Here is a 24,604-nt window from a genome sequence, read left to right as displayed (position 1 = left end):
CGTGTCTATGGTCGTACCGCAATGATCGAACGCTATGTGTTGCGCTATTTCCTGGCGGTCGTCGACCAGGGCAATTTTACGCGTGCCGCCGCGCAATGCCGGATCTCGCAGCCGACGCTGTCAGTCGGGATCGCCAAGCTGGAGGCGTCGCTCGGGCAGACGCTGTTCCTGCGGACCAACCGACGGATTGAACTCACGCCCTCAGGCACGCGGTTCGCGGTGCATGCTCGTCGGATCGAAGCCGAGTTCGCCGCCGCCGAGCGGGATCTACAGGACACGGCTCCAACCAAGCTCGTCCGCCTCGGGATCGCGACGACATTGCCGCCGTCCTGGATAGCGGCCGCGCTAAGCCGGGCGCGACGCGCATCCACCACCGAACGCCTCGAAGTCGTCGAGGGACGGAGCAGCGAACTCGTCGCGTTGCTCGATCGCGGGCGGATCGACGTGATGCTCGGCGCGATCGGCGACGATCCGCGCGGCCGCGTACTGTTCGAGGAAGGATTCGCGGTCGCGGTCGCGAACGACCACCGACTGGCGGGGCGCGCGACGCTCGCGGTCGCGGACGTCGCGGAGGAAACGATGATCGTCCGCCGCCACTGCGAAGCGCTCGCCGAGACAAGCCGCTTCTTCACCGCCCGCGGCGTGCGCCCCTTCATGGCCGCCCGCACCGTCAGCGACGACCGCGCACTGACCTATGTCCGTGCAGGGCTTGGGATGACGGTCATGCCGTTGAGCTTTGCAAGCGAGGGCATCGCGATGATCCCGTTGACCGGTTTCGATCCGAGCCGGCGGATTGCCTTGCTGGTAGCGCCGGACTCCGCTTCGCGAATCAAGGAGAGCACGATGGTCCAGGCAATCTGCGATGTTTTTCTGGAGATGCACGCGGGACACGCGTGATGGAGTAAGATCCGGGTCGCCCCTGCAGCGGCTTTCAAGACCGCCGTCTGAAACCCATCGGCCGCAACGCAAGACGCAAATGCAAGGCCTGGATCAGGTTATCTGAACGGGTACCGGAGGACCGGTCATCAACGGAAATGGTGGAGCCGAGGGGGATCGAACCCCTGACCTTTCGCATGCCATGCGAACGCTCTCCCAGCTGAGCTACGGCCCCATTCCCGTTGGGAGGCGGGTCACTAACCGGACCCGCCCGGGTTGGCAAGCGGCGTAATGCCGCCTGCCAAATTTATTGCAATTAACGCTCGTGCTCGTCCTGCGGCGTCTCAACGCCGAGGTCGTCGTCGCCGCCGAGATCGACTTCGTCGTCCGCCGACGGCTCTTCGTCCTCGCCGGTGATCGAGGCGATGTCCTCTTCCTCGTCACCCTCGAGATCCGCGTCGGGCTTCTTGGTGTCGGGCTTGGCGACCTCGAACGGCAGTGGCTGCTTCGACTTCAGGATGGGCTCGGGCTCCCACGCATACCCGCATTCGATGCAGGTCACGGGGTCGGCTTTTTCGAGGTCGTAGAAACGCGTCGCGCATTTCGGGCACGAACGCTTCGTGCCCCATTCCGGCTTGATCATGCCGATAGAACCTTTCGGATGAATGGATTGCGGGGGGATACCCTCGCAAAGTGGGCGCGCCTTGCCATAGCGCAAGGCCACTGTCAAAAGCCCGGCCCCATGGCACACCCCCTCCCCACTTCGATGGACGTCGTCGCGCGCGGTCCACTGACCGGCTCGATTGCGGTCCCAGGCGACAAGTCTATCAGCCACCGTGCGTTGATGTTCGCGAGCCTGGCGGTCGGCACCAGCCGGATCGAAGGCTTGCTGGAGGGCGAGGACGTGCTCGCCACCGCGGCCGCGATGCGCGCGATGGGTGCGACGATCGAGCGGGGCGAGGACGGGATCTGGGTGGTGGACGGCGTTGGCGTCGGTGGACTGCTCCAGCCCGAGACCGCGCTGGAGATGGGCAATTCGGGGACGTCGACGCGGCTGCTGATGGGGCTGGTGTCGAGCCATCCGATCACCTGCACTTTCACCGGCGACGCATCGCTGTCGGGGCGGCCGATGGGGCGCGTGATCGAGCCGCTGTCGCAGATGGGAGCGGACATCACGTCTTCGCCGGGCGGGCGCTTGCCGCTGATGGTGCGCGGGATGTGTCCGGCGGTGCCGATCGAGTACACGCTGCCGGTCGCGTCGGCGCAGGTGAAGTCGGCGATCCTGCTGGCGGGGCTCAACACGCCGGGGATCACGCGGGTGATCGAGCCGGTCGCGACGCGCGATCATAGCGAGCGGATGCTGACCGGCTTTGGCGCGAAGCTGACCGTCGAAGAGACGAACCAGGGTCGTCTCATCTCGATCACGGGCGAAGCGGAGTTGAAGCCGCAGGATATCGTCGTGCCGGGCGATCCGTCTTCGTCGGCGTTCTGGTTGGTCGCGGCGTCGATCGTGCCCGGGTCGGATATCGTCGTGCGCAATGTCGGGCTGAACCCGACGCGGATCGGGCTCGTCACGGCTTTGCGGATGATGGGCGCGGATATTACCGAGCTGGACCCGCGGGTTGTCGGCGGCGAGCCGGTCGCGGACCTGCGCGTGCGGCATGCCCCGCTGACTGCCATCGAAGTGCCCGCGGATCTCGCGCCGAGCATGATCGACGAATATCCGGTGCTGTTCGTCGCCGCAGCCTTCGCGACCGGGACGACCATCGCTCGTGGCGCGCATGAGTTGCGCGTCAAGGAATCGGACCGGATCACGACGATGCGGATCGCACTCGAAGCGTGCGGGGTTGCTTGCGAAGAGTATGAGGACGGCATGGCGATCACGGGCTCCGGCGGCGCGGCGATTCGCGGTGGCGCTCGGGTGGCCTCGAAACTCGACCACCGCATCGCAATGAGCATGGTCGTGGCTGGACTTGGCGCCGTTCAGGCCGTCACGATCGATGACGTATCGCCGGTGGCGACGAGCTACCCCGTGTTCTTCCGGTCGCTCGATGCGCTTACCGGCCGGGGGAACTAAGATGATCATCGCAGTCGACGGTCCGGCGGCATCGGGCAAGGGCACGATCGCGCGCGCCTTGGCCAAGCATTACAAGCTGCCGTATCTCGATACCGGGCTGTTGTACCGGGCCGTGGCGCTGAGCGTGGCGCGGATGGGGCTCGATCCGGAAACCGAGGCCGACGCGGTCGCGGCGTGCGATTTCAGCGATGCGCTGCTGAGCGATCCGGCGTTGCGCGACGACGATATCGGCGCGCTGGCGTCGGTGGTGTCGGCACATCCACTGGTCCGTGCGGCGTTGCTGCACCGGCAGAAGCGGTTCGCGGAGCAGGAGGGTGGCGCGATTTTGGATGGGCGCGACATTGGCACGGTGATTGCGCCGGATGCGGATGCGAAGCTGTTCGTGAAGGCCACGCCGAATATTCGCGCGCAGCGGCGGCATGGGGAGTTGCAGGCTCGGGGGGGGACTGCGAGCAAGGACCGCGTGCTGGCGGATATTCGGGCTCGGGATGCTCGGGATAGTGGGCGGTCGACTGCGCCGTTGGTGATGGCGGCGGATGCTGCGTTGCTGGATACTAGTTTTCTGTCGATCGAGGCTTCGGTGCAGAGGGCGGTTGCGCTGGTTGAAGCGCAGCGAGGGAAGAAGGCGGCTTCGGTTTAAGCCTTCCGCACACCCCAGCGAGCGCACCACCCCGGCGAAGGCCGGGGCCCAGTTGGAAAGGTCGCAGTAACGGAGCGCTGCGCTTAGTTAGCAACGGCCCCCAACTGGGCCCCGGCCTTCGCCGGGGTGGTTGCTCTGTGGGAGTGAGCTACCGCGCCAAAAATTGTTTGCCCGCGAAGGCGGGGACCCAGACTGGGCTCCCGCCTTCGCGGGAGAACAAGGAAGCGGGGGCGCCGCCCGTTATGCCCCCAGCTCCGCCGCGCACAGCAACTTGACTCACGCTACCCTAAGACGTGACCCACGCTCCCCTAAAGCGCAGTAACCAGCGCAACCGCTCCGAACACCACCCCCGGAAAGTTCGCCACGACGATCGGCCAGTCCCGCTTGTCCTTCAGAAACCCATACCCAACCCACAGCGCGCAATTCACCATCGTCGCGAACGGCTGGACCACCGATCCCTTCTGACCCGCAAGGTTCAGCATGATCTGGTCGATGTACGACAGGTACATCACGATCGCCGTCACGGTGGCGACCCAGCCCAGCACGAGAATGCCGCGTTCGTTCAAATCTTCGCTCCTGTTGTGAGCGGCCCCTAACGAAGCAGCGGCGAACTTGCTCCGAGACCCGGTTTCGGCTATACGGAACCGTCCGGCGAGCGATGCTCGTGGAGGAAGGCGCGGAGACCCTCGAGTCTCACGCGCCGTTTTCGCATTCAGCGTCTACGTCCTCCGCGCCTCGTGCCGCCCGGATGCTGCGCCGGCGTTCGGTCGTCGCGGCAACGAAGGCCAAGACCAGCGGACCCAACCGCTTGGCCGGAAACAGACTAGGATTACTGAATTCTATGGCAACCCAGGTAATGCCGACCCGCGACGATTTCGCGGCGATGCTGAACGAAACGCTCGGCGACGCCGACAGCTTCGAGGGCCGCGTGGTGCATGGCACCGTGACCGGCATCGAGAATGACATGGCCGTCATCGACGTCGGTCTGAAGTCGGAAGGCCGCGTGCCGCTTCGCGAATTCGCAGCGCCGGGCCAGAAGGCTGACCTGAAGGTCGGCGACGAAGTCGAAGTCTATGTCGACCGCGTCGAGAACGTCCACGGCGAAGCGATGCTCAGCCGCGATCGCGCCCGCCGCGAAGCCGCATGGGACAAGCTGGAAACCGAATTCTCCAAGACGACCCGCGTCGAAGGCGTCATCTTCGGCCGCGTGAAGGGTGGCTTCACCGTCGACCTGAACGGCGCCGTCGCGTTCCTGCCCGGTTCGCAGGTCGATATCCGCCCCGTGCGCGACGTCACCCCGCTGATGGATATCCCCCAGCCGTTCCAGATCCTGAAGATGGACCGCAAGCGCGGCAACATCGTCGTGTCGCGTCGTGCCGTTCTCGAAGAGACGCGCGCAGAGCAGCGTTCGGGCCTGATCCTCAGCCTGGCCGAGGGCCAGATCATCGACGGCGTCGTCAAGAACATCACCGATTACGGTGCGTTCGTTGATCTCGGCGGCATTGATGGCCTGCTGCACGTCACCGATCTCAGCTACAAGCGCGTCGGTCACCCGAGCGAAGTCCTGAACATCGGCGACACCGTCAAGGTGCAGATCATCCGCATCAACAAGGACACCCAGCGCATCAGCCTCGGCATGAAGCAGCTGGAGAGCGATCCCTGGGATGGCGCGATGGTCAAGTATCCGGTCGGCGCGAAGCTCACCGGCCGCGTCACGAACATCACCGAATATGGTGCGTTCGTCGAGCTGGAAGCGGGCATCGAAGGCCTCGTCCACGTGTCGGAAATGTCCTGGACCAAGAAGAACGTCCATCCCGGCAAGATCGTGTCGACCTCGCAGGAAGTCGACGTCATGGTCCTCGAAGTCGATTCCGAGAAGCGTCGCATCTCGCTCGGCCTCAAGCAGGCTCAAGCCAATCCTTGGGAGGCCTTCGCTGCCGCTCATCCGATCGGTTCGACCGTCGAAGGCGAAGTCAAGAACGCGACCGAGTTCGGTCTGTTCATCGGCCTCGACAACGACGTCGACGGCATGGTCCACATGTCCGACATCGCATGGGGTGTTTCGGGCGAAGACGCGCTCAACCTGCATCGCAAGGGTGAGACCGTCGAAGCCGTGGTGCTCGACATCGACGCCGAGAAGGAGCGTATCTCGCTCGGCATGAAGCAGCTCGAGCGCGGCGGGCCTTCGGCCGGCGGCATCGCAGCGGCAGGTGACAAGCTGAACAAGAATGCGATCGTCACCGTGACCGTTCTCGAAGTCCGCGACGCGGGCCTCGAGGTGCAGCAGGGCGACGATGGCGCGACCGGCTTCATCAAGCGCACGGATCTGGGTCGCGATCGCGACGAGCAGCGTCCGGAGCGTTTCCAGGTCGGCCAGAAGTTCGACGCGATGGTCACCGGCTTCGATCGGTCGAAGAAGCCGACCTTCTCGATCAAGGCTATGCAGATCTCGGAAGAGAAGCAGGCTGTCGCTCAGTACGGTTCGTCGGACTCGGGCGCGACTCTCGGCAACATCCTAGGCGAGGCTCTCAAGGCTCGTACGGACGCCGAGAAGAAGTAAGGTTAACTTTTAGTTACGCAGAAAAGCCCGGCATGTGTCGAACATGCCGGGCTTTTTCGTGTCTGGACCACTTTGGTTTTTGACTGTTCCACGTTTGGTGCTAATGACTCGCAGATTGACCTGTATCAATCTGTAAGCGTTTTTCTAGATGGGCGGGGGCTCGAATGATCCGATCTGAATTGGTTCTTAAGATCGCCGAGGCGCATCCGGACCTGCAGCCTAACGAAGTCGAGCTGATCGTCAGCACCTTCTTCGACGAAATCTCAAAACGACTGGCCGCAGACGGTCGAGTCGAATTGCGTGGTTTCGGCGCATTCTCGACGCGCGCGCGGGATGCTCGCACCGGCCGTAATCCACGCACCGGCGAAGTCGTCGAGGTCGAGGCGAAGCGCGTTCCCTATTTCAAACCCGGCAAGGAAATGCGCGCACGTCTTAACGTGTGAGCGCTACCAGACGGCAGCACGCCTTTGAAGGGCGCAGGAATATGCTGCCTACCAAGCAAGATGGGTTGACCGTGCGCGCGACCTCGTCTTCTTGGGGCCGTGTGCGGACGTGGCGAAACCGGTAGACGCAGGAGACTTAAAATCTCCCTCCCTAGGAATGCGGGTTCGAGTCCCGCCGTCCGCACCAACACTGTTGTCCCTAGCATCGAAGCCATGCGGACTCGCCTCCCGCTAGGCGCCGCCATGCTCGCGACCTGCCTGGCGCTTGCCGGCTGCGACCGACGTCCGGATACCGGGGCGGTCGTCGTCAGTGCGATCGGAGCGCGCCCGCGACTGGCGGATGCCAGCCGCGTCGCGCTCGACACGCCCACCCGCCTGATGATGGATTCGGCCGCACAGGGTCTCGTACGCTTCGATGCGGCGGGACAGATCGAGCCCGGCATTGCCGAGCGCTGGATCGTGATCGATGGTGGGATGAGTTACATCTTCCGTTTGCGCGAAGGAGATTGGGGTGACGGTACGCCGGTAACCGCCGAACAGGTGGTGGCGATGCTGCAGCACCAGATCGGAAGCGCGGACCATTTCGGATCGCACAATCCGCTGGCGCCGTTCCTGACCGCGATCGACGAGATTGTCGTCATGACCCCGCAAGTGATCGAGGTGCGGTTGTCGCGCCCCCGCCCCGACCTGCTGAAGCTGTTCGCGCAACCCGAACTCGCGTTGCTGCGGCTCCGGCCGACCGGCGGGACCGGACCGTTCCGAATCGCGCAGCGGGGTCGTGCGCCGTTGCTACGCCCCGCGTTCGATCCCGGCCAGGCCGATCCCGACGACCAGCGCGAACCCCGACCGCAAGAGGACGTCCGGCTGATCGGCGAGCGCGCGGCCCGCGCGATCGCCCGGTTCGCCAATCGAGATTCAGATCTGGTGAGCGGCGGCAGCTTCGTCGACTGGCCGCTGTTGGCGACCGCGGATATCGCCCCGGCGAGCGTCCGGGTAGACCCGGCGGCGGGGCTATTCGGGCTGGCGTTCGTCCGGCGCGAGGGGTTTCTCACCGACGCCGCCAACCGGGCTGCAGTATCCGAGGCGATTGACCGCACCGCGGCAACGGGAGCCGTTGCACCCGCCTGGGACCCGGCGGACCGCATCCTGCCCGACATCCTCGATTCGGCGTCGCTGCCGCAGGTTCCTGCCTGGACGCTGCTGACGCAGGAGGAGCGCCGCGTCGCCGCCCGGCAGCGCGTGGCCGCGTGGCGGCAGGAGACGCCAGCCGCGATCGAAGTGCGAATCGCGCTCCCCGCCGGCCCCGGTGCGACGTTGCTGTATGCGCAGGTCGCCGCGTCGCTGATCGCGATCGGCATCACGCCGGTTCGTGTCGCGATCGGCGAGGCCGCCGACCTGAGACTGGTCGATGCGGTGGCACCTTATGACAGTGCGCGCTGGTATCTGGCGTCGGCCTGCGTCGCGTGTGGTGATGATGCCCGCGCCGCGCTCGACGCAGCTCGCGAGGCGCCGACCCTTGCCGAACGTGGGTTGCGGATTGCTGCCGCCGACAAGGCGATGAACGAGGACGTGGCATTCATCCCGCTGGCGCGTCCGTTGCGCTGGTCGCTGGTCGCCGCCCGGCTCGGGCAATGGCAGCCGAATACCCGCGCGTGGCACCCGTTGAACCGCTTGCGCGCCGACACCAACTAGGACGCATGAACCCACGCGCTACCCGCATCGCCCCCGGCCAGACCTTCCACGCCCTGCCGCTCGGGCGTGACGCCCTGTCGGTCCGCCGCCGTGTCGAGGCGGTCGAGCAGGTGATGGAGGGTCTGTTCGTCATTCCCGGTACCAGCCGCAGGGTCGGCCTGGACGTCGTGCTCGACTTCGTACCGTTCGCAGGGAGCACGGTCGCGGCCGCGATCGGCGGCTGGATGGCATGGGAAGCGCGCAACATCGGCATGTCCAAAATCCAGATGGCGCGGATGTTCGGCAACATCGGGCTGGACTGGGCCTTTGGGATGATCCCGTTCGTCGGCGCGATCCCCGACTTCTTCTTCCGCTCCAACACCCGCAACCTGCGGATCATAAAGCGCCACCTCGACAAGCATTATCCGTCGACCACGACCCTGGACGGGTAAGCACGGCGCCTCGCGAACGGCTGTCGTCAATCAGCCACGAGACGTTCCCGCGGTTGCGGGAACGCCGGGGAGACCGAGTATCAGGTCCGCGTCACGATCACGGCCCGACGTCGGCATCGCGGGCCGCCGGCTTGTAGCTCGCGCTCGTCCCGAGCCCCAGCGCGACCGCGACCCGGTCGTTCCAGCCATATGGGTCCGCGCGGATCACAGGTTCGCCGGCGTCGTCGAACAGCACGGTCTGGTACAACAGCCGTACCGGAATTTCTTTCGGCAACTTTACGAAGGTCTCCTTGCCGGTGTCTCGCGCCTGGTGCCACTGATCGGTCACGCCCTCATCCCTGGCGAGCATCTCGGCGAATCCCAGCGCATCATCCACGCGCACGCACCCGTGGCTGCGCTGGCGCTGTACTTCGGCGAACAGCTGCTTGGCGGGTGTATCGTGCAGATAGATCGCGTGGTCGTTGGTCATGTCGAACTTGACGAGGCCGAGCGAGTTCTTCGGTCCCGACTGCTGCACGAGCCAGCCATCCTTCCACGCCAGGTTGTTGGCACGGAGGTAGGCTGCGCCCTTGCCCGCCATCTCCTTTTTCTCGACCGAGCGCGGCACGGTCCAGGTCGGATTGGCGACGAGGCGGAAGATCGGCGAACCGAGCTGCGGCGTCTCCTTGTCGGGTTCGCCGACGACGACCTTGCGGCTGTCGACCAGCTTGCCGTCCCGCCAGTAGCTCAATCGAGCCGCCGCCAGGTTGACGTCGATCCGGGTTCCCGGCGCGTTGCGGTCCAGCCAACGGAGCCGCTCCATGTTCACCGCGATCGCCCGCGCCCGGTCAGCATCGGACAGATTGAGAATACCCAGCGCCTCGCTGCCGATCATGCCGTCCGGCTTGATCCCGTAATCCGCCTGCATCTTCTTGATCGCCAGGATGATTGCGGGCGTCAGGCGATCACCTTGCGCCGCCGCCTTGTCGAGATAGTCGAACGCAACGAGCTGGCGTGCGATCGCCGGCACCCGTGGGTCCGACGTACCCGGCTTGATCGCTTCCCCGGTGTCCGGGATCGCGGAAGCCGGCGTCTGTTCCCACTTGGGCATTGCGAGATAAGCCTTCGACAGACGCGCATAGTTCGCGTCCTGCGGCGCAAGCCCGGCCAGCCATGTCCCGACGTCACCAGCCTGCAACGCCGCAGCGAGGCCTTGTGCGAGGTTCACGCGAGGCCGCGGCAGGGTGTAGACGTCGAACAGCTTCGTGGGATCGGTCGCTCCCTGTGCCAGCGCCGTGGCGTAGGCGAGCGCCGACCTGGTCAAGGCTGCATCACCGGCGCCGGGTTGCGCGCTGGCGTCGAAGGTCATCCGGTCGAGACCGTGAGCCCCGCGACCGGCGATGGCCTTGCGCAGTTGCCCTGCCGTCTTGTTGGTCCAGCCCGCGGTCTGGCCCGCAGGCGCTGGCGTCGCCTGCGCCTGCTCGTTCGCAGTCGTGGTCCTGACTTCGCAGGCGGACAATGCAAACGTCGTCGCAAGCAGCGACGCACCGATCAAACCAAGACGCACTGGTACTTCCCCCGATAATCTGAGGGGACAACGCTGAACACCGGCCTGCGGTTCACGCCGCAGCCACGTGCGCGCTAATTCTTCCCACCAGGTCCTCGTTTCCCGGCCTGCCGTTCGGTTCAGCCCGTCTTTTTCGCGACCAGCCGTCATTCTGCAACCCGGATCGCAAGCGTCGCGTTATAGGTCGCACGCATGATCAAGGTCGCCAGCTACAATATCCACAAGGGCATCGGGCTCGACCGTCGGCGTAATCCGGAGCGTGTCCTCGAAGTCCTGCACGAAATCGACGCCGACGTCATCGCCCTGCAGGAAGCGGATCGACGGTTCGGTGCGAAGGCCTGCGTCCTGCCGCATAACCTGCTGGAGGAGCATGGCGACTGGATCCCGGTCGACTTCGGACTGCGTTCGCTCAGCATGGGATGGCACGGCAACGTCATCCTCGTCCGCAAGTCGGCGCAGGTGCTCGACGGCGAGGCGATCCATTTGCCCTCATTGGAGCCACGCGGCGCCGTGATGGCCGACGTCCGGCTCGGCAGCGAGACGATCCGCGTGCTCGGCATGCACCTCGATCTGTCGGGACTGTGGCGGCGCAAGCAGGCGGCGACGATCCTGAGCCATGTCGATACCTGTACGGATCGCCATCCGACGGTGCTGATGGGCGACCTGAACGAATGGAGCGCGGGTTCGGGATGCCTGCGCGATTTCGGCCGCGATTATGCCTTTGCAGAAACCGGGGCGAGCTTTCATTCACGGCGGGCAATCGCACGGCTCGACCGGATCATGGTGTCGCGCGAGCTGAAGGTGGTCGAGTGCGGTGTACATGCCAGCGCCGCAGCGCGGAAAGCATCCGACCATCTGCCGATCTGGGCTATGCTGGAGGCGTTATGATCATACCGACCGCCGCCGCCCGCCAGCGCCCCCTCGCCGCCTGATGCGCGAGAAGGAACTTCGTCTCGCGCTCGTCTGCTATGGCGGGATCAGCCTTGCCGTCTACATGCACGGGATCACCAAGGAGATCTGGCGACTGGTCTGCGCAAGCCGCGCGTTCCACGACGGCGAGATACCCAAGGGCGGTAGCCAGGGCGTGTATCACGCGCTGCTCCAGGAAATCGAAGACCACGCCGGTGTCCGGGTCCGCGTGCTTGCCGACATCATCGCGGGCGCCAGCGCCGGCGGGATCAACGGTATCTTCCTCGCCCAAGCGATCGCGACCGGGCAGAGCCTGGATCCGCTGACCGACCTGTGGATGACGTCCGCCGACGTCGAGGCACTGATCGATACCGAGGCGGCACCGAAGTCGCGCTTTTCCAAAGCCTGGGCAATGCCGCTCGCCTGGATGGCGGCGGGGCGCAGCACCGACAAGGTCGAAGCGCTCGACGAGCCGACTCGGGAAGAGGTGCGGACCAAGCTGTCGCACTTCGTCCGTTCGCGGTGGTTCGAGCCGCCGTTCGGGGGCAAGACCTTCACCAACCTGCTGCTAGACGCGTTCGACGCGATGGGGGCGAGCGAGCGGGGACCGCGGCTGCTGCCACCCGGCCAGCCACTCGACCTGTTCGTGACGGTGACCGACTTCTCGGGACATCCCGAACGGTTGCAGCTCAATTCGCCTGCCGAGGTCGTCGAGACGGAACACCGGATGGTCGTCGATTTTACCGACAACGGTCACCCCTGCGACACGCTCGCGCCCAACGCGGAACTCACCTTCGCGGCACGTGCCACGTCGAGCTTTCCAGGCGCGTTTCCGCCCTTCACGGTCGCCGAGCTCGACGGCGTGCTGAAGGACCGTATGATTGCCTGGCCGGAGCGTAGCGGCTTCCTCGCCCGCGTTCTGCCTCGCCACACCGCGGCGAATGCGGCGGAGAGCGCGGTTCTGATCGACGGCTCGGTGTTGGCCAACGCACCGTTCCGACCGGCGCTGGACGCGCTGAAGGAACGTCCAGCGCGGCGCCAGATCGACCGGCGGTTCATCTACATAGATCCCTCCCCCGGCATCAAGCTGCGTCTCAACCGCGGCGAGGGAACGCCGGGCTTCTTCCAGACGATCATCGGCGCGATCAGCGACATTCCGCGCCAGCAGCCGATCCGCGACAATCTGGAGGCGATTGCCGAGCGCTCCGCCCGGATCGACCGGATGCGCGGCATCCTTACCGCGATCCGGCCGGAGGTGGAGGCCGATGTCGAATCGCTGTTCGGGCATACGCTGTTCCTCGACCGCCCGACGGCGCCGCGGCTGGTCGCGTGGCGGCGGCGTGCGCAGAAGGCCGCCGCGGCGAGTGCCGGCTACGGGTTCGTCGCGTACGGCCATCTGAAACGCAGCGCGGTGATCGAGACGATCGCCGCGCTGCTCTATGATGCCGGACTTCACCATAGTCTGCGGCGAATGACGCAAATCCGAGCCGCGATCGTCGCGCATGTCGGCGCATCGGGCGCGGATCAGCTCGGGTCGAGTTTCCAGAATGGGGCGAGCCCGGCGGCGATCACATTCCTGCGGACCTTCGACATCGGCTTTCGCATCCGTCGGTTGCGGCTGATGGCCCGGAGGTTGTCGGACGTGGAGACGCAGGCCGACGAGGCCGAACTCGCACCGATGCGGAATGCGATCTACGAATCACTGTCGCCGTATCTCGACCGGCTGCGGGCTGAGATGCATGCCGGAATGCACGATGCGGTCCGCGCGATGAAGGGCGATGCGGCCTGCGTGCTGGAGACGCTGGGGCGGACGTTCGACCTCGAACGACTTGATGCCGAAACCGATCAGCGCCTCGCCGACGCGTTCGCGGCACTCGCCAAGCCTGCGCGGCGCACTCTGTTGCTCGCCTATCTCGGCTTCCCGTATTTCGACACGGCGACGCTGCCGCTGCTGCAGGGCGAAGGGCTCGACGAGTTCGATCCGATCAAGGTCGACCGGATCGCCCCCGACGATGCGACCTCGATCCGCTCGGGCGGCGCCGAGGCGACGCTGAAGGGTATCCAGTTCGGCACATTCGGTGCGTTCTTCAGTCGCGCCTACCGCGAGAACGACTATCTCTGGGGGCGGCTGCACGGGGCCGAGCGGATGATCGACATCACCGTCTCCACCCTGCCGCACACCGTACGGATGAAACCGGGCCGGGTCGCGGCGATCAAGCGCGCGGCGTTCCTCGCAATCCTCGACGAGGAAGAGCCGAGGCTGACCGCGATCCTTCCGCTGATCACGCAGATCCGCACTGAAATCGGCTGAGTCCGGCCGGAAAACGGCACAAGGCTGGCCAAACCGGCTGTGTGGCGGTAGCTCTGCGACACCCATCGGCGCTTCGGCACCGAGGGACGCGATAGAGGTGGCCGCATGCAGTTCCTGAAAATCCTGTTCTGGTGCCTGCTGGCGTTCATCGCCGCGGTGTTCACGATATCGAACTGGAATGCCGTGCAGATCCAGCTCTGGGGCGGGCTGATCGCCGACGTGAACCTGCCGCTGCTGCTGTTCGTGACGTTCCTGATCGGGTTCGTGCCGACGATGCTGTACAATCATGCGATCCGGTGGCGGCTGCGCCAGCGTCTGTCGACGTGCGAGCGCGAGTTGTTCGAACTGCGGACGCCGCGGCCCGAGCCGGTGCGCGCAGCGCCCGTGGAGATGCCCGTCGAGACCATCGTGACGCCCACCCCGATAGAACCGGCGGTTTCGCCGACGACGCTCCCGCCTGCTGCCGTCTGATGAGCAACCGTATCTACGTCGCGCTCGACACGCCCGATCTGGCGCGCGCCAAGGCTCTGGCATCGCGCGTCCGCCACCATGTCGGCGGCATCAAGCTCGGCCTCGAATTCTTCTCCGCGCATGGCCAGCCGGGTGTGCATGCGATGGCGGAATTCGGCCTGCCGATTTTTCTCGACCTGAAGCTGCACGATATTCCGAACACCGTTGCCAAGGCTGTGCAGGCGCTCGGTGGACTCGAACCGGCGATCCTTACCGTCCATGCGAGTGGCGGCCGGGCGATGCTGGAAGATGCCAAGGCGGCCGCGCCGGTCGGCACCAAGGTGATCGCGGTGACGATGCTGACGAGCCTGGACGCCTCCGATCTCGCGGCCACCGGCGTGGCCGGCAGCGCGCACGATCAGGTTTCGCGGCTGACGCAGCTTGCGTGCGAGGCGGGGGTCGACGGCATCGTCTGCTCCGGCGCGGAAGTCGCGGCGGCCAAGGCGATCTGGCCTAAGGGTTTCTTCGTGGTGCCGGGCGTACGCTTGCCCGATGGTCAGATCGGCGACCAGAAGCGCGTGGTCACGCCGCGCCAGGCACTCGACGCGGGCGCGTCGATCCTCGTGGTCGGCCGGCCGATCACCCAAGCCGAAGATCCCGATGGCGCCGCCCGCGCAATGGCTGCGACGCTCTAGGGCGGGTTCGGTTTGGATCCTTCCCCTGATGGGCGAGGATCGTTCAGCTTCGACGACCCGTTCTAGGAACCACGATGACCACCGCCAAGATCTGCGGCCTTTCCACCACCGCCACTCTCGATGCCGCGATCGGCCACGGCGCGAGCCATGTCGGGTTCGTCTTCTTCCCCGCTTCGCCGCGTCATGTCACCTTCGCGAAGGCTGCCGAGCTCGCGGCGCGGGTGCCGGAGCAGGTCAAGCGCGTGGGGGTGTTCGTCGATCCGGAAGACGAGATGCTCGAGCAGGCGGTGGCGTCGGCGGCGTTGGACGTGCTGCAACTTCACAAGGTGACGCCGGCGCGGGCCGCCGCGATCCGCGCGAAGTTCGGGATCGAGACCTGGGTTGCCGTCGCCGTCCGCACCCGCGGCGATCTCGACGCGGCGCATGGGTTCGCGGGCGTTGCCGACCGGATCCTGTATGATGCCAAGACTCCGGACTCGGCTGTGCTGCCGGGTGGGATGGGCTTGCGATTCGACTGGGATCTGCTCGTCGGGTTCAGACATCCGCTACCCTGGGCACTGTCGGGTGGACTAGATCCTGCGAATGTCGCTGAAGCGATGCGGCGGACTGGGGCGGAATTGGTCGATGTGTCTTCGGGCGTCGAGGGCACACCCGGCATCAAGGACGAAGCGAAGATCGCCGCGTTTTTACGGGCTGTCGGCACGCGATAATACCACGCAGGCGAAGGCCGGGGCGCCGTTCGGCAAACGGGAGGGGTGACAGCGATTTCCGAAGTGCTAAACGCGCAACGATGAACGCTCCCCTCGCTCCAAACTCCTACCGCGCCCAGCCCGACGAGCGCGGCCATTTCGGCGAGTTCGGTGGTCGCTACGTCGCCGAGACGTTGATGCCGCTGGTCCTCGACCTCGACCGCGAATACCGCGCCGCAAAGGCCGACCCCGCGTTCAAGGCGCAGTTCGACGACCTGCTCGAACATTATGTCGGCCGCCCGAGCCCGCTCTATTATGCCGAACGGCTCACCGAAGCGCTCCGCGAGTCTGCGCCGGAAGGCATGGGCGCCCAAGTCTGGTTCAAGCGCGACGAACTCAATCACACCGGCGCGCACAAGATCAACAACTGCATCGGCCAGATCCTCCTGGCGATGCGGATGGGCAAGACGCGGATCATCGCCGAAACCGGTGCCGGCCAGCACGGCGTCGCGACCGCCACGGTCTGCGCGCGGTTCGGCCTCCCCTGCGTGATCTACATGGGCGCAAAGGACGTCGAGCGGCAGGCGCCCAACGTGTTCCGCATGAAGCTGCTCGGCGCCGAGGTCCGCCCGGTGACGAGCGGCGCACACACGCTGAAGGACGCGATGAACGAGGGCATGCGCGACTGGGTCGCGAACGTCCACGACACCTTCTACATCATCGGCACCGCCGCCGGCCCGCATCCGTATCCGGAGATGGTCCGCGATTTCCAGAGCGTCATCGGCACCGAGGCGCGTGCGCAGATGCTGTCGCGGATCGGCCGCCTGCCCGACCTGCTGGTCGCGGCGATCGGTGGCGGCTCGAACGCGATCGGGCTGTTCCATCCGTTCCTCGACGATGCGGAGGTGCAGATGCTCGGCGTCGAGGCGGCCGGTCACGGGCTCGACAAGCAACATGCGGCGAGCCTCGCGGGCGGGTTTCCGGGCGTGCTCCACGGCAACAAGACCTATCTGTTGCAGGACGAGGACGGCCAGATCACCGAAGCGCATTCGATCTCGGCCGGGCTCGACTATCCGGGTATCGGACCCGAGCATGCATGGCTGCGCGATATCGGCCGGGTTCAGTATGACAGCGCGACCGATATTGAAGCGCTCGATGCGTTCCAGCTGCTGTGCAGGACCGAGGGTATCATTCCTGCGCTGGAGCCGTCGCACGCGATCGCATCGGTCGCGCGCAAAGCACGCGAGATGCGGCAGGACCAGATCATCCTCGCCAATCTGTGCGGCCGCGGCGACAAGGACATCTTCACCGTCGCGGAAGCACTCGGGGTGGCGATATGATCGCCGCCACGTGCTCCCCCACTGCGCTTCGTCGGACACCCCTCTTAACCCGTCACCCCAGCGGAAGCTGGGGTATCGATGGGGCGGGTGCGGTGGTCGCCAAGCAGGATACCCCGGCTTTCGCTGGGGTGACGGTTTTTGATCGGGCGACGAGTGCCGGCCTGGAGGCACGGGTATGAGCCGCATAGCCGCCACCTTCGCGCGCACCGCCGCCGCCGGGCGCGCCGCGCTCGTCGCATTCGTCACCGCGGGTGATCCGACCACCGAGGCGACCGGCCCGATCCTCGACGCACTCGTTGCGGGCGGCGCCGATGCGATCGAGCTCGGCATGCCGTTCACCGATCCAATGGCCGATGGGCCCGCGATTCAGGCCGCTAACATCCGCAGCCTCGCGCAGGGGACACGGACGGCGGACATCCTGGCGACTGCGACCGCCTTCCGTGCGCGGCATCCGGATACGCCGCTGGTGCTGATGGGCTACGGCAACCCGATGCTTCGGCGCGGCGCAGACTGGTTCGCCGAGGCTGCTGCCAAGGCCGGCGTCGACGGCGTGATCTGCGTGGACGTCCCGCCCGAGGAAGACGATGCGCTAGGCCCGCAGTTGCGCGCCGCGGGCATCGATCTGATCCGTCTCGCTACCCCGACCACCGATGCGGCACGGCTGCCGACCGTGCTCGATGGCGCGAGTGGGTTCCTGTATTATGTCTCGGTTGCCGGCATCACCGGGCTCCAGCAGGCGCAGCAATCCTCGATCGAGGATGCCGTTGCCCGCCTCAAGGCACAGACCAATATCCCGATCGCGGTCGGCTTCGGCATCCGCACCCCCGAACAGGCCGCAAACGTCGCCCGTGTCGCGGACGGCGTCGTGGTCGGCTCGGCGATCGTCGAACTGGTCGCACAATATGGCGCCGCTGCGGCCGAGCCGGTTCGCGCCTATATCAAGTCTCTCGCCGATGCCGTCGCGAGCGCAAGGAAAGTATCCGCATGAGCTGGCTCAACAGCGTCCGCAACGTCCTGCCCTTCGTCGCGAAGCGCGAGACGCCCGAAAATCTCTGGCACAAGTGCAAGGGCTGCGGGCAGATGGTCTTCACCAAGGAGCTCGAGGACAATCTCTACGTCTGCCCGAAATGCGATCATCATGACCGCATCGGGCCGAAAATCCGCTTTGCGCAATTGTTCGACGAGGGCAGCTGTTCGGAACTGCCGGCGCCGAAGGTACCCGAAGACCCACTCAAGTTCCGCGATCAGAAGCGCTACACCGATCGCCTCAAGGCGGCGCGCACCGACAACAGCGAGCAGGACGCCCTGATCAACGCGCGCGGCGCGATCGACGGCCACCGCGTCGTGGTGGGTGTGCAGGATTTCGGCTTCATGGGTGGATCGATGGGTCTGGCCGTCGGCGAGGCGTTCGTGCGCGGTGTCGAGGCGGCGATCGAAGACCGCGTGCCCTACGTAATCTTCACTGCTAGCGGCGGCGCGCGCATGCAGGAGGGCATTCTGAGCCTGATGCAGATGCCGCGCAGCACGGTGGCGATCCAGATGCTTCACGATGCCGGGCTGCCGTACATCGTCGTGCTGACCGACCCGACGTCGGGCGGCGTGATGGCGGCGTATGCGATGCTCGGCGACGTCCAGATCGCGGAACCCAAGGCGACGCTGGCCTTCACCGGCCGCCGCGTGATCGAGAGCACGATCCGCGAGAAGCTGCCCGAGGATTTCCAGACGTCGGAATATTATCTCGAGCACGGGATGATCGACATGGTGGTGCACCGCAAGGACCTGCGCGAGCAGCTCGGCACGGTCATCGGGTATCTGAGCGCACGCGAAGCGGCGTAACTGACCTACTCCCTCTCCCCTCCGGGGAGAGGGTCGGGGTGAGGGGCCACCCAGCGATGCTGCGCCCGGAACTGCCCCTCACCCCAGCCCTCTCCCCGGAGGGGATAGGGAGCCAGAATGCCCGACCACGCGACGTCCTCTTCGCCCGCCGTCCAAGCGCAGCTCGACCGCCTGACTGCGCTCTCGCCCGGCGCCGACATCCTCGGCCTCGAGCGCATCACCGCGCTGCTCTCACGCCTTGGCGATCCCCACCTCAGTCTCCCCCCGGTGTTCCACGTCGCTGGCACCAACGGCAAGGGCTCGACCTGTGCGTTCCTGCGGGCCGCAATCGAAGCCGCCGGCCACAGCGTCCATGTCTATTCCTCTCCCCACCTCGTCCGTTTCAACGAACGCATCCGCATCGCCGGATCGCTGATCAAGGACGACCTGCTCGCCGCGTTGCTCGAGGAAGTGCTGGATCACGCCGCCGACCTTCAGGCGAGCTTCTTCGAGGTCACGACCGCTGCTGCGTTCCTGGCGTTCGCGCGTACGCCGGCTGCCGCGACGATCGTGGAGGTTGGCCTCGGGGGACGGCTCGACGCGACCAACGTCATCCCCAATCCCGTGGTGACCGGCATCGCCGCGCTCGGCATCGACCATCAGTCGTTCCTCGGCGACACGCTGCTGGAGATCGCCGGTGAGAAAGCGGGGATCGCGAAGCGCGGCGTGCCGCTCGTGACGATGGACTATCCGAAAGTGCTGCGCACGAAAATCGCCGCCGTCGCTGATGCCGCCGGCGCGCCTGTGTTCGCACGCGGCAGCGCCTGGACCAGCGAAACCGCCCGCTCGACCGTCCGCTACGAGGACGAAGGCTTCTCTGTCGTCACCAACCGCCCTCGCCTCGTCGGCGCGCACCAGTCGCGTAACCTCGCTTTGGCCATCGCGATGCTTCGCCATCAGGGTGCGGTGCATATCCCCGAGGCCGCACTGCGTGCCGCGGCGGACTGGGCGCATTGGCCCGCCCGCATGCAGCGATTATCGGACGGGCCGTTGCTGGCCAGTCTGTCGGCCGGCAGCGAGTTATGGCTGGACGGCGCTCATAATCCGAATGCCGCCATACCCGTCGAAAAAGCGCTGCGCCGCATCGCAAAAGGTCGCCCTGTGACGCTCGTCATGGGAATGCTTGCGAACAAGGACTCACAGTCCGTACTGCGTATTCTCTCGCCATCGCTATCGCGCGTTATTGCCGTCCCGGTCGAAGGGCACGCCCACCATGCCCCGGCGACGTTAGTCGCAATTGCGCAAACCTACGATGTCCCGGGCGATACGGCGCCAACGATCGCGCAGGGCCTGGCGATGGTCCCGAAGGATACGCCAAATGTCGTTCTGATCGCCGGTTCGCTATACCTCGCAGGCGAAGCGCTCGTAGGGAACGACCAACTGCCTGACTGAGTTCTTATTGCTATTGACTATCAATAACCAACGCGCGAGTTTGTGGAGACCACCACGGAGTCGCGTGAATGACCGATACCCGCCCCGCCTCGATACATGCTCTCACCAGCGCGACGACATTGTTGCCGCACCCGTTACCACCTTGTGAAAACGCGCGAATTGTCTTGTTCGCGATGCGCCGAATGGGCGCTCACGGTCTTGCCGACGCGCGCGCTGCGCACACGATGGTAACCGCGTTCGGGCAAGGCTTTCGCAGGCCGCTGGTGCTGCTGCGCGCTCTGATGGCGGACCTCGCCGCGACGTCGGCAGGAACGATCGCGATCGCGCCATGCTGTTGCGCAAGGGCGACGCCAGCCGAGGCCGCGATGCTGTCGATCCTGGCCCGGATCGAGACCGCACCGGAAACTGCCCGTCTCCTGATGGCCGACCTGCTCGGGGTTCGCCGCGTCGATGGCGTGCTTGCAAGCGCCGCCGCGGTTGCGGCCGCCTTCGCGGACGAAGGCAGACCGATCACAGTGTAGGCGAGGCTATGCGAGTTCGTCGGCGGGCGCGCGACGCACGCTCTCGACGACGAAACCCTGCCGCCACAAGATCCAAAGCAGTATCAGGCCGGGCACTGCGACAACCATCGTCAGCATCCAGAAGCCCGGCCACCCGAGCGCGGTTGCCGCATAGCCTGCAGGTGCCGCCAGCCAGGTCCGCCCGACCGCCGCGAACGACGACAGCAGCGCAAACTGCGTGGCGGTGTAGGCGAGGTTCGACAGGCCAGAGAGATACGTCACGAACACCGTCAGGCCGATCCCGCTGGTAACCTGCTCCGTCGCCACGGCAATCGTCAGCCAAGTGTTCGAATGGCCATGCCAGGCAAGGATCACGAAGGTAAAATTGCTCAACATCATCAGCACGCCCGACACGAACAGGGCGCGACCCAGCCCGAGCCACGCCATGAACGGCGCCCCCAGCGCGGTGCCGACGATCAGTCCCCAGAACCCAACCAGCTTGTTGATCGCGATGAATTCGGTGTCGCTGAACCCGAGTTCAACGATCATCGGGTTGAGCATTCCCTGCCCCATCGCATCGCCGAGTTTGTAGATCAGTACGAACAGCAGGATCAGCACCGCGCCGCGCCGCTGGAAGAATTCGCGGAACGGGTCGATGATCGTGTCTTCGAGCCAGCGTCCGCCGGTTTCCTGCGGTTGCTTCGCCAACACGCGGTCGTGCAGGCCACGCCCCGCCCATAATGCAGCAAGAGCCCCCGGAATGACGCAAAACGCCGTTAGGCCATAGCCTAACGCCCAGCCAAGCCCCAGGCCCTCCGACGACGCGATCGCGATCGTTCCGACACCCGCAGCCAGATTGCCCAGCCGATAGCCGAACTGGTTGTTCGCGGTGCCGTGCGGCAGTTCGTCCTCGGGCAGGATCTCGATGCGATAGGCGTCGATGACGATGTCCTGCGTCGCGCCGAGGAACGCGGTGACGATCGCCCAGAACGCGAAGACGCCGAGATGGTCTTGCGGCGCGCTGAACCCAAGCATCCAGACCGAGCCGAACAGCAGCGCCTGCACGAAGAACAGCCACGCCCGCCGCTGTCCGACGAGCCGCGTCAGGATCGGAATCTCGAACCGGTCGATGAACGGCGCCCACAGGAATTTCAACGTATACGGCGTGGTGAGGCCGATCGCGAACCCGATCGTCTTCTTGTCGATGCCGACTTTCGACAGCCAATACCCCATCGTTCCCAGCAGCAGCGCCAGAGGAAAACCGCTCGATATACCCAGCAGCAGGGCTGCGATCGGTCTCGGCCGGAGATAAGGTGCAAGCGTTGCGAGAACGGAGCGGCGTTCGGCGGTATCGGTGGACATGCGCCGACCATAGCGCGCTGTCCGAACGAGGGAAGACGTTAGCCGACCAGTGTCATGCCGTCTGCGGGAACAGGGTGAACCCCGGTGGCACGCGCTTGGGCTTGCCACCGCCGAGCATCGCCTCGATCGCCTCGATCGCGGCGATCAGATCGCGGGGGGCGTACGGCTTGGCCATGCACCCGGCAGCGAGCGTGGTCGCCTCGACCGGACAACTCCCCGTCACGAACATTACCGGCACGCCGCGGCTCTGTGCCGCGCGCGCCACGTCGATGCCGGAACCGTCCGCCAAATTCACGTCGACCAGCACAAGGTCGATCACCGTCTCGCTCGCAAGAATTGGCAGCGCTTCCGCCACGCGGTCGATCGTCGCAACGATCGTGAACTTTGCCTCGGCCAGAAAATATTCGGTATCGAACGCCACCAATGGCTCGTCCTCGACGACCAGGAGCCGGACGATCTGACGCTTCTTCTTTCCGAATATCATTGCCGACAGGCCCCCGGACGCGCGCGAATGGTCGTTACGCTTGCGTGCCCTAACGCGCCGCGGCACGAACGGTCGCAAATATTTTCGCGCTGAGAGCAGATCCATAGTATCAGCCGCGCCATGACGACTTCAAAAGACGATAACCCGACTGCCAGCCCGTCGATCGACGCGCCTGCAACCCCCTCCGCTTCCGTCCCGGGCGCACCGATCAAGGGCGACCGAATCGCCAAACTGCTCGCGCGCGCCGGGATCGCCTCGCGCCGCGATATCGAACGCATGATCGCCGAAGGCCGCGTCGCGTTGAACGGCACGCTGGTCGACACGCCAGCGACGATCCTCCGCAATCTCGCTGGTGTCACGGTCGACGGCGATCCCGTCGAGGCACCGAGTGCCGCGCGCCTGTTCCTGTATCACAAGCCGACCGGGCTGCTGGTCACGGAGCGCGACCCTGCCGGGCGCACGACGATCTACGATCGCCTGCCGCAGGATCTGCCACGGCTCGTGCCGGTCGGTCGTCTCGATCTCAACACCGAGGGGCTGTTGCTGATGACCACCGATGGTGGCCTCAAGCGCCAACTCGAGCTGCCCGCAACCGGCGTCGAGCGCGCCTATCGTGCACGTGCGTATGGCAACATCACGCAGCCCCAGCTCGAGGAACTGATCGAGGGCATCGAGATCGAGGGTGTTCGCTACGGGTCGATCAACGCCAATATCGAGCGTCGTACCGGCGCGAACGTGTGGATCGAGATGATCCTGACCGAGGGCAAGAACCGCGAAGTCCGCCGCGTTCTGGAGCACCTCGGGCTGCAGGTCTCGCGCCTGATCCGTACGCGTTATGGCCCGTTCGTGCTCGGCGATCTTCCCCCCGGGCAGATCGGTGAAGTCCTGCAGCACGACGTCGTCGCGTTCCAGAAGGAACTGGCCAAGGGCCGTCCGGAGGGTCCGGGTGCGCGCGCGAACATCGGCATCAGCGCCAGTGCCGGCGCGGGTGCCGGGATCGGTGCACGGTCGAGCCAGCGCGGCAGCAATGCGCCCCGCCCTGCTCCGGCAGCACGTCCGGCGCCGGGCTCGCGACCAACGCAAGGTCCGCGCACTACTCCAGGTGGGGCGCGTACGCCTGTCCGCAGCCCCTATACGGCGCCTGCGAGCTCGGGCTTCTCCAGCGGCGCGGCGCCGACGGACCGTCCTTCGCGGCCTGCCCGGCCCGAGCGGATCCGTCCGACAGCCGCGATGCAGCGCGGCGACGTCAACGATCCCTGGGCGCGGCCGGATACGCGTAACGCCGCTCGCCCGGCCGGCGCACACCACGCACGACCGACAAGCGGCGATACGTCCCGCCCATATGTCCGCCAAGAACGCGCGGATCGCGGCGAGGAGCTGAGCACCAGCCCGAAGATCAAGCATTTCCGCGCGGCCAAGCCACCGCGCGAGCGTGCCGCACCGAGCCGCGTCGGCACCAGTGGTACGCCGGCACCGCGTCGCGCCGATACGCCGCAGCGTCAGGAGCAGCCTCGCGGCTTCCGTCCGCAGGTAACCGACTCGGGGGCACGCGGTTCGGTCGACAAGCGTGCGGCTCGCAGCGCCGCCGGCCGTCCCGGCGCCGATCCGCGCCCCATGCGCGAGGCGCCCGCCCGGCCCGACCGTGGTGGTCGTACGAGTGGCCCCGGCAAGGGCCCGTCCGGAGGGCGCGGTCACCCGCCCCGTGCCCCGCGTGGAGGTAAACGCTGATGCGGATCATCGCAGGCCAGTGGCGCGGACGCCCGATCGTAGCGCCCAAAGGCGACGCTACCCGCCCAACCGCGGACCGCATGCGCGAGACGTTGTTCTCGATGCTGACGAGCCGCGTCGGAAGCTTCGAGGGGTTGGCGGTTGCCGACCTGTTCGCGGGGTCGGGTGCGCTCGGAATCGAGGCACTGTCCCGGGGGGCGGCGACCTGTCTGTTCGTCGAGCAGGACAAGCTGGCAGTGGACGCGCTGAAGGCGAACCTCGCCAAGCTCGGCGTGCGCGGCGACGTGCGGGCAACGTCGGTGATGGCCCTCGGGCCGGCACCTGCGCCGCTCGACGTGATCCTCATGGATCCGCCGTATAATACTGGTGCTGGCATGGTGGCGCTCGACAAGCTGGCGCGGCTTGGGTGGACCAGCCCGGCGACGTGGATCAGCCTGGAGACGGCGAAGGCGGAAGTCGTCGAACTGGCGGGCTTCGAGATCGACGCGACGCGCGTGCATGGCAAGGCGCGGCTGACGTTGTTGCGGCCAGTGTCAGCGTAAAATCTGGTTCTCTTGTGAAGGTGGGAGCCCGGTCCGGGCTTCCGCCTTCGCAGGAGAACAGA

At 66.0% G+C, this 24,604-nt stretch carries 24 protein-coding genes and 2 tRNA genes; 20 read left to right on the top strand and 6 right to left on the bottom strand.

What is annotated here, in order from left to right:
- The first annotated feature begins 21 nt into the window (after nt 1-21).
- Nucleotides 22-897 carry a LysR family transcriptional regulator gene (locus tag SJY41_RS01160; RefSeq protein WP_380778344.1) on the top strand — a complete coding sequence of 292 codons (876 nt, stop codon included), beginning with the start codon at nt 22-24 and terminating at the stop codon, nt 895-897.
- A gap of 138 nt (nt 898-1,035) precedes the next feature.
- On the opposite strand, the gene SJY41_RS01155 is transcribed toward SJY41_RS01160, so the two are convergent.
- Both SJY41_RS01155 and SJY41_RS01150 read right to left on the bottom strand, forming a co-directional pair.
- Nucleotides 1,036-1,111: transfer RNA gene (locus tag SJY41_RS01155), tRNA-Ala, on the bottom strand.
- An 81-nt stretch (nt 1,112-1,192) separates the two neighbouring features.
- The gene (locus SJY41_RS01150) at nt 1,193-1,519 is read right to left on the bottom strand and encodes a TIGR02300 family protein (protein ID WP_031395784.1); all 327 of its coding nucleotides are present in this window, start codon (nt 1,517-1,519) and stop codon (nt 1,193-1,195) included.
- 99 nt (nt 1,520-1,618) lie between these two features.
- Here SJY41_RS01150 and aroA point away from each other — a divergent pair, with 99 nt between their 5' ends.
- Together aroA and cmk are read left to right on the top strand one after the other, a co-directional pair.
- On the top strand, nt 1,619-2,953 hold the full coding sequence (aroA, locus tag SJY41_RS01145) for a 3-phosphoshikimate 1-carboxyvinyltransferase (RefSeq protein ID WP_380778341.1): 1,335 nt from the start codon (nt 1,619-1,621) through the stop codon (nt 2,951-2,953).
- Between the two features lies 1 nt (nt 2,954).
- A complete protein-coding gene (gene cmk / locus SJY41_RS01140; protein WP_380778339.1) occupies nt 2,955-3,593 on the top strand; it encodes a (d)CMP kinase in 639 nt (212 codons plus the stop codon).
- Between the two features lie 308 nt (nt 3,594-3,901).
- Here cmk and SJY41_RS01135 read toward each other — a convergent pair whose 3' ends face one another.
- On the bottom strand, nt 3,902-4,159 hold the full coding sequence (locus tag SJY41_RS01135) for a SemiSWEET family transporter (RefSeq protein ID WP_056486791.1): 258 nt from the start codon (nt 4,157-4,159) through the stop codon (nt 3,902-3,904).
- Nucleotides 4,160-4,434: 275 nt separating this feature from the next.
- Between SJY41_RS01135 and rpsA the strand changes: the two genes are divergently transcribed.
- The 5 genes from rpsA to SJY41_RS01110 all read left to right on the top strand — a co-directional run bounded on the left by rpsA (nt 4,435) and on the right by SJY41_RS01110 (nt 8,719).
- Nucleotides 4,435-6,153, top strand: coding sequence for a 30S ribosomal protein S1 (rpsA, locus tag SJY41_RS01130; RefSeq protein WP_056060414.1), 1,719 nt, complete (start codon nt 4,435-4,437; stop codon nt 6,151-6,153).
- 164 nt (nt 6,154-6,317) lie between these two features.
- Nucleotides 6,318-6,596: an integration host factor subunit beta gene (locus tag SJY41_RS01125; protein WP_176501355.1), complete on the top strand. Its 279-nt coding sequence runs from the start codon at nt 6,318-6,320 to the stop codon at nt 6,594-6,596.
- 103 nt (nt 6,597-6,699) lie between these two features.
- A tRNA-Leu gene (locus SJY41_RS01120) sits at nt 6,700-6,783 on the top strand.
- Nucleotides 6,784-6,809: 26 nt separating this feature from the next.
- Nucleotides 6,810-8,288, top strand: a complete 1,479-nt coding sequence (locus SJY41_RS01115) for an ABC transporter substrate-binding protein (RefSeq protein WP_380778337.1) — start codon at nt 6,810-6,812, stop codon at nt 8,286-8,288.
- Between the two features lie 5 nt (nt 8,289-8,293).
- A complete protein-coding gene (locus tag SJY41_RS01110) occupies nt 8,294-8,719 on the top strand; it encodes a DUF4112 domain-containing protein (protein ID WP_380778335.1) in 426 nt (141 codons plus the stop codon).
- A gap of 97 nt (nt 8,720-8,816) precedes the next feature.
- Here the strand turns inward: SJY41_RS01110 and SJY41_RS01105 are convergent, their stop codons facing one another.
- Nucleotides 8,817-10,265: a L,D-transpeptidase family protein gene (locus tag SJY41_RS01105; RefSeq protein WP_380778333.1), complete on the bottom strand. Its 1,449-nt coding sequence runs from the start codon at nt 10,263-10,265 to the stop codon at nt 8,817-8,819.
- A gap of 192 nt (nt 10,266-10,457) precedes the next feature.
- Here SJY41_RS01105 and SJY41_RS01100 point away from each other — a divergent pair, with 192 nt between their 5' ends.
- From SJY41_RS01100 to SJY41_RS01055, 10 genes are all read left to right on the top strand, one after another.
- Nucleotides 10,458-11,153, top strand: a complete 696-nt coding sequence (locus SJY41_RS01100; protein WP_380778331.1) for an endonuclease/exonuclease/phosphatase family protein — start codon at nt 10,458-10,460, stop codon at nt 11,151-11,153.
- Nucleotides 11,154-11,196: 43 nt separating this feature from the next.
- The gene (locus tag SJY41_RS01095) at nt 11,197-13,485 is read left to right on the top strand and encodes a patatin-like protein (RefSeq protein ID WP_380778329.1); all 2,289 of its coding nucleotides are present in this window, start codon (nt 11,197-11,199) and stop codon (nt 13,483-13,485) included.
- A gap of 105 nt (nt 13,486-13,590) precedes the next feature.
- Complete coding sequence (locus SJY41_RS01090) at nt 13,591-13,956, top strand: hypothetical protein (protein WP_380778328.1); 366 nt, start codon at nt 13,591-13,593, stop codon at nt 13,954-13,956.
- Nucleotides 13,956-14,630 carry an orotidine-5'-phosphate decarboxylase gene (gene pyrF / locus SJY41_RS01085; protein WP_380778326.1) on the top strand — a complete coding sequence of 225 codons (675 nt, stop codon included), beginning with the start codon at nt 13,956-13,958 and terminating at the stop codon, nt 14,628-14,630. The genes SJY41_RS01090 and pyrF overlap by 1 nt, the downstream gene beginning before the upstream one ends.
- 74 nt (nt 14,631-14,704) lie before the next feature.
- Nucleotides 14,705-15,340 (top strand): phosphoribosylanthranilate isomerase, encoded by a 636-nt coding sequence (locus SJY41_RS01080; protein ID WP_380778324.1) that lies wholly within the window; start codon nt 14,705-14,707, stop codon nt 15,338-15,340.
- A gap of 80 nt (nt 15,341-15,420) precedes the next feature.
- The gene (gene trpB, locus SJY41_RS01075) at nt 15,421-16,659 is read left to right on the top strand and encodes a tryptophan synthase subunit beta (protein ID WP_380778322.1); all 1,239 of its coding nucleotides are present in this window, start codon (nt 15,421-15,423) and stop codon (nt 16,657-16,659) included.
- A 175-nt stretch (nt 16,660-16,834) separates the two neighbouring features.
- Entirely contained in the window at nt 16,835-17,647 is an 813-nt protein-coding gene (trpA, locus tag SJY41_RS01070) for a tryptophan synthase subunit alpha (RefSeq protein WP_380778320.1), read from the top strand.
- Nucleotides 17,644-18,495 carry an acetyl-CoA carboxylase, carboxyltransferase subunit beta gene (gene accD, locus SJY41_RS01065; protein WP_056486848.1) on the top strand — a complete coding sequence of 284 codons (852 nt, stop codon included), beginning with the start codon at nt 17,644-17,646 and terminating at the stop codon, nt 18,493-18,495. Before trpA ends, accD begins: the two co-directional genes overlap by 4 nt.
- Before the next feature lie 117 nt (nt 18,496-18,612).
- Nucleotides 18,613-19,926 carry a bifunctional folylpolyglutamate synthase/dihydrofolate synthase gene (locus tag SJY41_RS01060; protein WP_380778318.1) on the top strand — a complete coding sequence of 438 codons (1,314 nt, stop codon included), beginning with the start codon at nt 18,613-18,615 and terminating at the stop codon, nt 19,924-19,926.
- 68 nt (nt 19,927-19,994) lie between these two features.
- Nucleotides 19,995-20,447: a DUF6628 family protein gene (locus SJY41_RS01055; RefSeq protein WP_380778316.1), complete on the top strand. Its 453-nt coding sequence runs from the start codon at nt 19,995-19,997 to the stop codon at nt 20,445-20,447.
- A gap of 6 nt (nt 20,448-20,453) precedes the next feature.
- Here the strand turns inward: SJY41_RS01055 and SJY41_RS01050 are convergent, their stop codons facing one another.
- Complete coding sequence (locus tag SJY41_RS01050) at nt 20,454-21,788, bottom strand: AmpG family muropeptide MFS transporter (protein ID WP_380778314.1); 1,335 nt, start codon at nt 21,786-21,788, stop codon at nt 20,454-20,456.
- A gap of 52 nt (nt 21,789-21,840) precedes the next feature.
- Complete coding sequence (locus SJY41_RS01045) at nt 21,841-22,272, bottom strand: response regulator (protein ID WP_380778312.1); 432 nt, start codon at nt 22,270-22,272, stop codon at nt 21,841-21,843.
- Between the two features lie 120 nt (nt 22,273-22,392).
- Here SJY41_RS01045 and SJY41_RS01040 point away from each other — a divergent pair, with 120 nt between their 5' ends.
- Nucleotides 22,393-24,000 (top strand): pseudouridine synthase, encoded by a 1,608-nt coding sequence (locus tag SJY41_RS01040; RefSeq protein ID WP_380778311.1) that lies wholly within the window; start codon nt 22,393-22,395, stop codon nt 23,998-24,000.
- Nucleotides 24,000-24,542: a 16S rRNA (guanine(966)-N(2))-methyltransferase RsmD gene (rsmD, locus tag SJY41_RS01035; protein ID WP_380778309.1), complete on the top strand. Its 543-nt coding sequence runs from the start codon at nt 24,000-24,002 to the stop codon at nt 24,540-24,542. Before SJY41_RS01040 ends, rsmD begins: the two co-directional genes overlap by 1 nt.
- Nucleotides 24,543-24,604 lie beyond the last annotated feature (62 nt).

The organism is Sphingomonas sp. R86520 (genome assembly GCF_042466285.1).
In the GTDB taxonomy this organism is placed as follows: Bacteria; Pseudomonadota; Alphaproteobacteria; order Sphingomonadales; family Sphingomonadaceae; genus Sphingomonas.
Note: the sequence above shows the minus strand (reverse complement) of the source record. Positions and strands in the feature narration are given on the sequence as shown.